We start from the raw sequence: 4,015 nt of genomic DNA, 5'->3' as shown, positions 1-4,015 counted from the left end.
CACCGCCGCAATCGACCGCCCGCAGGGCACCAACAATGCCGGCCGCATCAGCCAGGTGATCGGCGCCGTCGTCGACGTCACCTTCGAAGGCGAGCTGCCGGCCATCCTCTCGGCGCTCGAGACCGAGAACGGCGGCAATCGCCTCGTCCTCGAAGTCGCTCAGCACCTCGGCGAGAACGTCGTCCGGACCATCGCGATGGACTCGACCGACGGCCTCACCCGCGGCCAGGTGGTCAACGCGACCGGCTCGCAAATCCGCGTCCCGGTCGGCCCGAAGACGCTCGGCCGAATCATGAACGTCGTCGGCGATCCGATCGACGAGCGTGGCCCGATCGGCAGCGACCAGAGCGCTCCCATTCACGCCGAGGCCCCGGCCTTCGTCGACCAGTCGACCGAAGCCGCCATCCTCGTCACCGGCATCAAGGTCATCGACCTACTCGCCCCCTACGCCAAGGGCGGCAAGATCGGCCTGTTCGGCGGCGCCGGCGTCGGCAAGACCGTGCTCATCCAGGAGCTGATCAACAACATCGCCAAGGGCCACGGCGGCGTTTCCGTGTTCGCCGGCGTCGGCGAGCGCACCCGCGAGGGCAACGACCTCTATCATGAGTTCCTCGACGCGGGCGTCATCGCCAAGGACGCCGAGGGCAACCCGACGCCCGAAGGCTCCAAGGTCGCGCTCGTGTTCGGCCAGATGAACGAGCCGCCGGGAGCCCGTGCCCGCGTCGCCCTCGCCGGCCTCACTCAGGCCGAATATTTCCGCGACCAGGAGGGCCAGGACGTGCTCTTCTTCGTCGACAACATCTTCCGCTTCACCCAGGCGGGTTCGGAAGTGTCGGCGCTGCTCGGCCGTATCCCTTCGGCCGTGGGCTACCAGCCGACCCTGTCGACCGACATGGGCGCCCTTCAGGAGCGGATCACCTCGACCAACAAGGGCTCGATCACCTCGGTGCAGGCCATTTACGTTCCGGCCGACGACCTGACCGACCCGGCCCCGGCCACGTCCTTCGCCCACCTCGACGCGACGACGACGCTGAGCCGCGCGATCTCGGAGCTCGGCATCTACCCGGCCGTCGACCCGCTCGACTCCGTCAGCCGCGTTCTCACTCCTGCCGTCGTCGGCCAGGAGCATTACGAGACCGCCCGCGCCGTCCAGGAAACGCTGCAGAAGTACAAGAGCCTGCAGGACATCATCGCCATCCTCGGCATGGACGAGCTGTCGGAAGAGGATAAGCTCACCGTCAGCCGCGCCCGCAAGATCCAGCGCTTCCTGTCGCAGCCGTTCCACGTTGCCGAAGTCTTCACCGGCATCCCGGGCAAGTTCGTGCAGGTCGAAGATACGGTTCGCTCGTTCAAGGCGGTGGTGAGCGGCGAGTATGACCACCTTCCCGAGGCGGCCTTCTACATGGTTGGCGGCATCGACGAGGCGGTGGCGAAGGCCGAGAAGCTGGCTCAGGAGGCCTAAGCCCTGCCGTCCCTACGCCTCGAGGATTGCGTCAACGACGTCTGTCCCTGGTCCGGCAAGCCGGTCAGCGCGGATGCCTTGACGCTATACCGGGGCAAGGTCGTCGGCTTCTGCAAGCCCGGTTGCCGCGACGAGTTCGACGCCGCGACCCGAGCATTCGACGCAAAGATTGAAGGCAAGAAATAATGGCCGATCTGCATTTCGAGCTCGTCACTCCCGAGCGCCAGGTGATGTCCAGCGACGTCTACATGGTCGTCATCCCCGGCACCGAGGGAGAGTCGGGCATCATGGTCGGCCACGCGCCCTACATGACCACGCTCCGCGACGGCGAGATCGCGGTCTTTCGCTCCGCCGGGACGCAGCCTGAGCGAATCCGGGTAACCGGCGGCTTCGCGGAGATCAGCGAGCGCGGCCTCACCGTCCTTGCCGAGAGCGCCGGAGAAACGCCCGCTGCCTGAGCGGGTTAACCCGGTTAGGCTTTTCTAAAAGTTTCGCCCCTATTCACCACCCCGACTAGGTGAAAACCGGGATCGGGACGGCAAGAATGAGCGCATTCGGCAAGCGGGGTGGCATCAGCAGCGGCGGGCGTCCGAGCTTCGGCGTCGCCAAGCCGATGAAGGGTGGCCCCGGCGGATCGTCCTCCGACAATCCCCTGAGTGGCGGCGACCAGTTCCCACCGCTCGACGACCTCACGCCGCCTGTCGATGTTCCGGCGCCTTCTGGCCCTGGCACAGCGCCCATGGGCGCCATGGACCGGCTCAACTCCCGCCAGAATGCAAGCGGCGAGGCCGGAAGCAGCAAGGCCGAGGGCTTCGAAGCCTCCGTTCACCGCATCAAGGAACAGGTGCTTCCGCGCCTCCTCGAACGCGTCGACCCGGAAGCCGCGGCGACCCTGTCCAAGGACGAGCTCGCCGAGGAATTCCGGCCGATCATCGGCGAGGTGCTTGCCGAGCTGAAGATCACGCTCAATCGCCGCGAGCAGTTCGCGCTCGAAAAGGTGCTGGTCGACGAGTTGCTCGGCCTCGGGCCGCTTGAGGAGCTGCTTGCCGACCCCGCCGTCAGCGATATCATGGTCAACGGCCCCGACCAGACTTACGTCGAGCGCAAGGGCAAGCTCGAAATCGCGCAGATCCAGTTCCGCGACGAGGAACATCTGTTCCAGATCGCGCAGCGCATCGTCAACAAGGTCGGCCGCCGCATCGACCAGACCAGCCCGCTTTGCGACGCCCGCCTCCAGGACGGCAGCCGCGTCAACGTCATCGTCCCACCGCTGTCGCTGCGCGGCACGGCAATCTCGATTCGTAAATTCTCCGAGAAGCCGATCACGCTCGACATGATGAAGAGCTTCGGCTCGATGTCAGACAAGATGGCGACGATCCTGAAGATCGCCGGCGCGAGCCGCATGAACGTCGTCATCTCAGGCGGTACCGGCTCGGGCAAGACGACCATGCTCAACGCCTTGTCGAAGATGATCGACCCGGGCGAGCGAGTCATCACCATCGAGGACGCGGCTGAGCTCCGGCTTCAGCAGCCGCACTGGCTGCCGCTCGAAACGCGGCCCGCCAACCTTGAGGGCCAGGGCGCGATCAGCATCGGCGACCTCGTGATCAACGCCCTTCGTATGCGCCCCGACCGCATCATCCTCGGCGAAATCCGCGGCAAGGAGTGCTTCGACCTCCTTGCGGCGATGAACACGGGTCACGACGGGTCGATGGCGACGCTCCACTCCAACTCCCCGCGCGAATGCCTCGCGCGTATGGAGAACATGGTGATGATGGGCGACATCAAGGTCCCGAAGGAAGCCATCAGCCGCCAGATCGCGGACTCGGTCGACTTGATCGTCCAGGTGAAGCGCCTTCGCGACGGCTCGCGCCGCACCACCAACATCACCGAGGTGATCGGCATGGAGGGCGAGGTCATCGTCACCCAGGAGCTGTTCAAGTTCGAATATCTCGACGAATCTGCCGACGGGAAGATCATCGGCGAGTATCGCTCGATGGGCCTGCGCCCCTATACGCTCGAAAAGGCCAAGCAGTTCGGCTTCGACCAGCCATATCTCGAGGCGTGCCTCTAAGGCTCAACCGTCGGCATAGCTCGCCGGAGCGTCTCGCGAAGCATGGTCCCAAAGCGGGCGCGTGAGGGTTGCGCCCACTGGAACCCCCCTCTACATGCGCCCCTCGAGTGGGCGTGTAGCTCAGTGGTAGAGCACTGTGTTGACATCGCAGGGGTCGCAAGTTCAATCCTTGCCACGCCCACCATTTTTCAGACACTTGACTGACGATTGGCTGCGGGACCGCAGTGCTTGCCACGTGCGGATGAACCGGTTCCTTAGTGACCCTCCCCCTACGCTCCAATCAGGGCCGCACGGAAGTCCGCATATTCTCGGCCCAGCTTCTCGTGACTGGGCAGATCCAGAAGATCGCACCCCTGGAGCCTTTTCCGGTCAACTGTCGCGGCAGCCGCACCGCCGCGCGGTCATGGTTAACGATGCGAGCCGGCGTGAACGAGAGTTCGGATATGTGAATGCAAGAGCAAGTTAGAGGTTGAGCCCGA

The 4,015-nt window shown here is 64.9% G+C and carries 3 protein-coding genes and 1 tRNA gene; all 4 read left to right on the top strand.

Annotated elements, in window-relative coordinates; genetic code table 11:
* Positions 1-10: 10 nt before the first annotated feature.
* Positions 11-1,462, top strand: coding sequence for a F0F1 ATP synthase subunit beta (gene atpD / locus JOZ79_RS02050; protein ID WP_294069904.1), 1,452 nt, complete (start codon positions 11-13; stop codon positions 1,460-1,462).
* Positions 1,463-1,647: 185 nt separating this feature from the next.
* Entirely contained in the window at positions 1,648-1,920 is a 273-nt protein-coding gene (locus tag JOZ79_RS02045) for an ATP synthase F1 subunit epsilon (protein WP_294069902.1), read from the top strand.
* Positions 1,921-2,006: 86 nt separating this feature from the next.
* The gene (locus JOZ79_RS02040) at positions 2,007-3,536 is read left to right on the top strand and encodes a CpaF family protein (RefSeq protein ID WP_294069899.1); all 1,530 of its coding nucleotides are present in this window, start codon (positions 2,007-2,009) and stop codon (positions 3,534-3,536) included.
* Between the two features lie 109 nt (positions 3,537-3,645).
* Positions 3,646-3,720, top strand: a tRNA-Val gene (locus tag JOZ79_RS02035).
* Positions 3,721-4,015: the final 295 nt, after the last annotated feature.

This window comes from Sphingomonas sp. (assembly GCF_019242355.1).
Classification (GTDB): domain Bacteria; phylum Pseudomonadota; class Alphaproteobacteria; order Sphingomonadales; family Sphingomonadaceae; genus Sphingomicrobium.
This window is presented reverse-complemented; position numbering and strand designations above follow the sequence as displayed.